This is a genomic window from Polaromonas sp. P1_A2 (genome assembly GCF_056406895.1).
In genome coordinates, this window is record NZ_JBFTZI010000007.1 from 152,501 (window position 1) to 159,079 (window position 6,579).

Here is a 6,579-nt window from a genome sequence, read left to right on the forward strand (position 1 = left end):
TGCCCCATCCCGCTTTGGCGGCGGCCAGGTCGAGCACGGCCAGGTGCCGGGGTGCTTCCTCTAATAGAGAGCGCCTGAAGGCCAGCGGATCCTGCTTCGCATCCAGGGCCAGCTCGTCCATAAAGCTTTCCGAGAAAAAAGCATTGTGGGAATGCCCCACCGAACGCCAGTAACCCACAGGCACGCCTGAGCGCGTCGCCACATGCGACATCTTCTGGCTGGCAAAGCCATAGGGCAGGTCGAACAAGCCCTCGGCCGCGCTTTTGTCGGGCGTTTCCACAGGCGCGGCCAGCGCCGGCAGGTTGCGCTCCAGCCAGCGCGGCGTGATGGCATCGCCGGCCGAGCGAATCCGCAGGCCGCCGACCTTGCCGGCCGCGTCCAGCGAGGCGCTGAGCCTGGCCCGCTGCATGGGCCGGTAGAAGTCGTGCGTGGTGTCCTCCTCGCGCGCCCAGATCAGCTGGACCGGACGGCCGCCGCATTCCAGGGCCACACGCACGGCCTGGGCCACACAATCGACCTCCAGCCGGCGCCCAAAGCCGCCGCCCAGCAAAGTCACGGTGATATGGACATCCTCAGGCGCGACGCGCGCCACACGGGCGGCAACGGCCACCGCCATTTGCGGCACCTGGGTGGGGGCCCATAACCAGACCTTGCCGTCCTTGAGCTGCGCGGTGCAGTTCATGGGCTCCAGCGTGGCATGGGCCAGGTAGGGCGCGCTGTACACGGCCTCGACTTTGCGGCTTGCGGCCGCTTCGGCCTTGTCGATTTCGCCCTTTTCATAAAAGGTGGAACCCGCTTCGTGATCCAGCGCGGCCTGCAGCGCCTTGCCGATCTCGCCGCTGTCCAGCCCGCCGGCCGGACGCTGCTGCCAATCGACCGGCACCGCCAGGGCCGCTTGCTGCGCCTGCCACCAGGTTTTGCCCACCACGGCGAAACCGGCGGTGGAGCCCGCATAGGCAGGCAGGCGCACAAGGCGTTCGACGCCGGGCGCGGCCAGCGCGACCTCTGTATGAATGGCGCCGGCCGAGCCGCCCAGCATGGGGCACAGCCGGATGGCGGCGTACAGCATGCCCGGCAGCCGCACGTCCAGGCCGAAGACCGCTGTGCCGTTGACCTTGGCGGGCAGATCCGGGCGCGGGGCCTTGCGCCCTATTAGATTCCAGTCCCTGCGGCTTTTGAGCATCACTTCGCCCGGCGGCGTCGCCGCGGCAAACTTCGCCAGTTCCCCGTAGTGGGCCGAGGGCCCGGAGGGATGGGAAATGATGCCCTTGCTGACGCTGAGCTCATCCACCGGCAGCTTCCAGTCCAACGACGCCGCCCCCAGCAGCGAGGCGCGGGCGGTGGCCGCGGCCGTGCGCAGTACCTCCCAGGCGTCGGCCACGCTGGACGACGCGCCCGTGGCGTTGATGCCGAGTTCGCGCGCCAGCTTGCCCACCATCCATTCGCCGAGCCGGACCTTGGTCGGGCGCACCCGGGGCGCGCCTTGCGCCGCATAGTCGTCCACCTCCAGCGGATGGAAGGGCAGGCTGCCGACCAGCATGGCGACGTTGCCGTAAATCGCGTCGGAGCCGGCCTGCTCCAGGCTGACCCGCGCCAGCGGCACATCCAGCTCCTCGGCCACCAGCATGGCCAGCGCGGTGTGCACGCCCTGCCCCATTTCGCTGCGCGGCATGGCCAGCACCACGCCGCCGTCGGCCCGTATCTTGATCCAGCCGTTGAAGACCACGCCCGTGAGGTCAGGTTCCGCGCCGACCGGCCAGGGGTGGGCCGCGCTGCCCAGGCGCGAGCGCGCCGGCAGCACGCCCCAGCCGACCAGCAGTGCGCCGGCCGCGCCCGCCGCGCTGAACAGCCAGGCCCGCCGCTTCATGCCTTGGCCTTCTTCGCGGCGCCGCCGGGCGCCATGGCGGCCGCCCGCTTGATGGCCACGCGTATGCGCTGGTAGGTGCCGCAGCGGCAGATATTGGTCATGGCCGCGTCGATGTCGGCATCCGTCGGCCTGGGGTTGGCCTCGAGCAGCGCGGCGGCGGCCATCAGCATGCCCGACTGGCAGTAGCCGCACTGCGGCACCTGCTCGGCGATCCAGGCCAGTTGCAGGGCGTGGGGTTTGTCCGGCGTGCCCAGCGCTTCAATGGTCTGGATGCGCTTGCCCAGCACGGCGGACACCGGCACCGAGCAGGAGCGCGCGGCCTGGCCGTCGATACGCACGGTACAGGCCCCGCAGGCCGCCACGCCGCAGCCGAATTTGGTGCCGGTCATGTTCAGCACGTCGCGCAGCAGCCATAACAGGGGCATGCCGGGATCGGCGTCGGCCTGGACGAGCCGGCCGTTGATTTGCAGTTCCACGAAATCTCCCTCAGTGATGCGTCGCCCAAGCCGATGACTATATCGGCGAGCCCCGGCAGGCGATAGGGCGGCCGCGCCACACCGGCCAGGCCGCCAATCGTAAAGACTTGTATTCACCAGCCCGGGGGCGCCATGAACGCCGCGTGGACGCCGGCCTGCGCCCGGGGACGGATAATCCCCCTTCTATATGGCACTTATTACCCTTCTGGACGCCCAACTCGCTTTTGGGCACGTCGCACTGCTGGACCACGCAGATTTTTCCCTTGAGAGCAACCAGCGTATAGGCCTGATAGGCCGCAACGGCACCGGCAAGTCGTCCCTGCTCAAAATCCTCGCCGGCCTCGAAAAACCCGATGACGGCACGCTGCAGCTGCAGCAGAACCTGCGCATCGCCTACGTGCCGCAGGAGCCCAGCCTGGATCCGCATGCCACCGTGTTCATCGCGGCCAGCGCGGGCCTGGCGCGCACCCGCCACGTGGTCGAGCAATACCTGGCGGCCGACGAAAACACCGACCTGGACGCCCTGCAGTCGGAAATCGAGGCGCTGGACGGCTGGACCTGGGAGCAGCGTGTAGAAGAAACCCTGCACCGCCTGCACCTGGACAAGGACGCCATCGTCGGCTCGCTCTCGGGCGGCACCAAGAAGCGCGTGGCACTGGCCCAGGCGCTGGTCGCCAAGCCCGACGTGCTGCTGCTCGACGAGCCGACCAACCACCTGGACCTGGACTCCATCGCCTGGCTGGAGGAACTGCTGGTCAATTTCAACGGCAGCATCATCACCATCACCCACGACCGCGCCTTCCTGGACCAGGTCGCCACAGTCATCGTCGAGCTGGACCGCGGCAAACTCAACAGCTACCCCGGCAACTTTGCCCAGTACCTGGTGCAAAAGGAAGAGCAGATGGCCCAGGAGGCCGTCATCAACGCCAAGGCCGACAAGCTGCTGGCGCAGGAAGAAATCTGGATACGCAAAGGCGTGGAAGCACGCCGCACCCGCAGCGTGGCCCGAATCGGCCGCCTCGAAGCCCTGCGCGCCAACCGCGCGGCCCGGCGCGACGCCGTCGGCCGCGTCAACCTCGATGTCTCCAGCGGCGAGCGCAGCGGCAAGATCGTCGCCGAGCTCAGCAACGTGAGCAAAAGCTTCGGCCACCCAGGCAGCGAAAAGCTTATCGTCAACAAATTCACCGGCACCTTGCTGCGCGGCGACAAGATCGGCCTGCTGGGCCCCAACGGCGCCGGCAAGACCACGCTGCTCAAGCTCATCCTGGGCGAGCTGCAGCCCGACGCAACCACGCCGCCCGGCAAGGTGCGCCAGGGCGCCAACCTGCAGGTGGCCTATTTCGACCAGATGCGCGACAGCCTGGACCTGGACGCCACGCTGGAAGATTTCATCAGCCCCGGCAGCGAATGGGTGGAGATCAACGGCGCCAAAAAACACGTCAAAAGCTACCTGACCGACTTTTTGTTCTCGCCGGCCCGCGCCAATTCGCCGGTGCGCACCCTCTCGGGCGGCGAGCGCAACCGGTTGCTGCTGGCGCGCCTCTTTGCCCGGCCGGCCAATGTGCTGGTGCTCGACGAACCGACCAACGACCTGGACATCGACACCCTGGAGCTGCTGGAAGACCTGTTGCAGAACTACGAGGGCACGGTTTTCCTGGTCAGCCACGACAGGCGCTTCCTGGACAACGTGGTCACCAGCACCATCGCCTATGAAGGCACGCCCGAGAACCCCGGCTTCTGGCGCGAATACGAAGGCGGTGTGACCGACTGGATCACCCAGTCCAAGCGTGCCGCGCAGATCACCGGCGGCGCCCGGCCCGGCCCCGGCGCTTCCAGCCCCAAGCCCGCCGGCAAAACCAGCAGCGAGCCCAGGAAGGACGCCGGCGAAGCGCCCACCGCCAAAAAGAAGCTCAGCTACAAGGAACAGCGCGAACTCGACGGCCTGCCGGCGCTGATCCAGCAGCTCGAGTCGCAGCAAAAGGCGATTGAGCAGGAGCTTTACGACGGCACGCTCTACACGACCAATGCCAAACGGGCGGCCGAGCTCAATGCGCGCAACAGCAAGATCGAGGAAGAACTGATGGAAGCACTGCAGCGCTGGGAAACGTTGTCATCGTAAAGCTGCCGCCGTAAGCGCCCACTCTCTTTGGTAGGTCCCTCCGGGCACGGCTTGCGCGGTCAAGCCGGGCTCCTACACAAAGAGTCGGCGCCTGCGCAGGCGGCCCCGCCATCCGGCGCATCTGCTTAGGCTACAGTGGTCCGCACCATGCCGACCACCCCCAGCGCCCCCAGCGCGATTTCCCGCAAGCTCGTCCTCCCGGCCTTCCGGCAACTGCTGCCGGCGCTGGCGCTGGCCGTCACCGCCTTGTGGCTGGCCGGCTGCGCCTCCCTGCCCAGCGAGGTGGACAGGCCGGTGTCCACCGCCCTGGCCAAGCCCGAGGAAACCCGGCTGGGCGCGCTGGTGGCGGCCCGCGCCGCCAAGGCCGGCACACGCAACGATTCCGGCTTTGCGCTGGTGGGCGACGCCGAACTCGCCTTCACCAGCCGCATGACCCTGATCAAGGCCGCGCAGAAAACCCTGGACATCCAGTACTACGCCATCTTTGCCGACGACACCACCGAGCGCATGTTCGAGGCCCTGCGCGAGGCCGCCGGCCGCGGCGTGCGCATACGCATACTGCTGGACGACTTCAACACCTCGGGCAAGAACGCCCAGGTGCTCAAGCTCGCCTTCGAGAAAAACTTCGAGCTGCGGCTGTTCAACCCCCTGCCCGGCGGGCGCGGCTCCATGGTGATGCGCATTCTGAGCAACCTCAAGGACGCCGCGCGCATGCAGCGGCGCATGCACAACAAGATGTTTGTGGCCGACAACGCGGTCGCCATCACGGGCGGCCGCAACCTGGGGGAAACCTACTTCGGCCAGAGCAAGGGCACGAATTTTGTGGACATCGACATCATCGCGGCCGGCCGCATCGCGCGCGACCTGTCCGCCAGCTTCGACCAGTACTGGAACAACCCGCTGGCCTACCCGGTGCAGTCGCTGATGACCGCCAAGGAGATCGAGGCCCTCAAGCCACCGCCCGCCGGCGCCCAGGCCGCCAAGCTCAACCGGGAAGATCCGGCGACGCTGGCCAGCGCCACACAAGCCGCCATCGCCGAATCGAATGCCTCCGCGGCTTCCGCCGCATCGGCCGCCGCGCTGCCCGACTCCACCGACCTGCGCCTGCTGACCTGGACCTGGGCGCCTTCCGTCCTGCTGGTCGACAAACCCTCCAAGATCGCCGCCGATGCCGACACCACCGGCGAATCCCAGGACACCACGGTGGACGGCTTGCTGCAGCTGATGTCGCAGGCCAAGGGCAATCTGCTCATCGTCTCGCCCTACTTCGTGCCAGGCGAACGCATGATGGCGCAGTTCGCCGAACTGCGCCGGCGCGGCGTGCGCGTGCGCGTGCTGACCAATTCGCTGGCCTCCAACGACGCGCCCGCAGCCCATGTCGGCTACGCGCGCTACCGCAAGGCCCTGCTCGACATGGGCATAGAGCTCTATGAAATGCGCGCCGAGCAGCAAGGCTCTTTCTCGAGCTTCGGCTCATCGGCGCTGGGCGGCGGCTCCACGGGCGGCTCCACCAGCGGCTCGCGCGCCAGCCTGCATTCCAAGGTGGTGGTGATGGACGACCGCCTGCTGGTGGTCGGCTCCATGAACCTGGACCTGCGTTCCCAGCTGCAAAACAGCGAAGTCGCCATCGTCATCCGCAACCGCGCCATCTCGGCCGAGGCCACGCGCCTGATCGAACCCACGCTGGCCGCCGGCGCCTACCGCGTGGAACTGGACGAGCAGGGGCAGATGGTCTGGCGCGCACCCCAGGGCTCGCAACTCAAGGACTCCCGGGTGGAGCCGGACGCAAGCCTGGGCCTGAAGCTGATGCTCAAGCTGATAGGGCCGCTCGCGCCGGATGAGATGCTTTAGCCGGGTCTTGCTCCGGCCTACTGGTCGACCTTGACGCGGTAAGTGACGATCAGTTGCCCGCCCGAGGCCAGCGAGCCGGTGAAGGTCCACTTCAGCGCCCCCTGCGCATTGACCGCCGGCTGCGTCGTCACCGTGCAGGCCGTGATGCCCGTGGGCAGCGTGCCCGGGCAGGCGGCCGACACAAAGCCGGTGAAGGCCGCGGTGGAGTCGCTCACAAACAGCGTGGACAGCGGCTGCGTGCCGTTGTTGGTGGCCGTCAGCGTGTA

The 6,579-nt window shown here is 67.7% G+C and carries 5 protein-coding genes (1 of these 5 running past the window's edge); 2 read left to right on the plus strand and 3 right to left on the minus strand.

Annotated elements, in window-relative coordinates; all coding sequences use genetic code 11:
- Positions 1 to 1,867: the 5' portion of a xanthine dehydrogenase family protein molybdopterin-binding subunit gene (locus AC1D09_RS22375; RefSeq protein ID WP_477701240.1), read on the minus strand. 446 nt of this gene lie to the left of the window's left edge; 1,867 of the gene's 2,313 nt are visible here — the first part of the coding sequence; it begins with the start codon at positions 1,865 to 1,867; the stop codon falls past the left edge of the window.
- Complete coding sequence (locus AC1D09_RS22380) at positions 1,864 to 2,343, minus strand: (2Fe-2S)-binding protein (protein ID WP_477664780.1); 480 nt, start codon at positions 2,341 to 2,343, stop codon at positions 1,864 to 1,866. Before AC1D09_RS22380 ends, AC1D09_RS22375 begins: the two co-directional genes overlap by 4 nt.
- A gap of 187 nt (positions 2,344 to 2,530) precedes the next feature.
- On the opposite strand from AC1D09_RS22380, the gene AC1D09_RS22385 reads away from it, so the two are divergent.
- Entirely contained in the window at positions 2,531 to 4,462 is a 1,932-nt protein-coding gene (locus AC1D09_RS22385) for an ATP-binding cassette domain-containing protein (protein WP_477701241.1), read from the plus strand.
- A 147-nt stretch (positions 4,463 to 4,609) separates the two neighbouring features.
- On the plus strand, positions 4,610 to 6,313 hold the full coding sequence (locus AC1D09_RS22390) for a phospholipase D family protein (protein ID WP_477664782.1): 1,704 nt from the start codon (positions 4,610 to 4,612) through the stop codon (positions 6,311 to 6,313).
- A 17-nt stretch (positions 6,314 to 6,330) separates the two neighbouring features.
- Here the strand turns inward: AC1D09_RS22390 and AC1D09_RS22395 are convergent.
- A partial coding sequence (locus AC1D09_RS22395) for a hypothetical protein (RefSeq protein ID WP_477701242.1) occupies positions 6,331 to 6,579 on the minus strand: 249 nt, incomplete at its 5' end.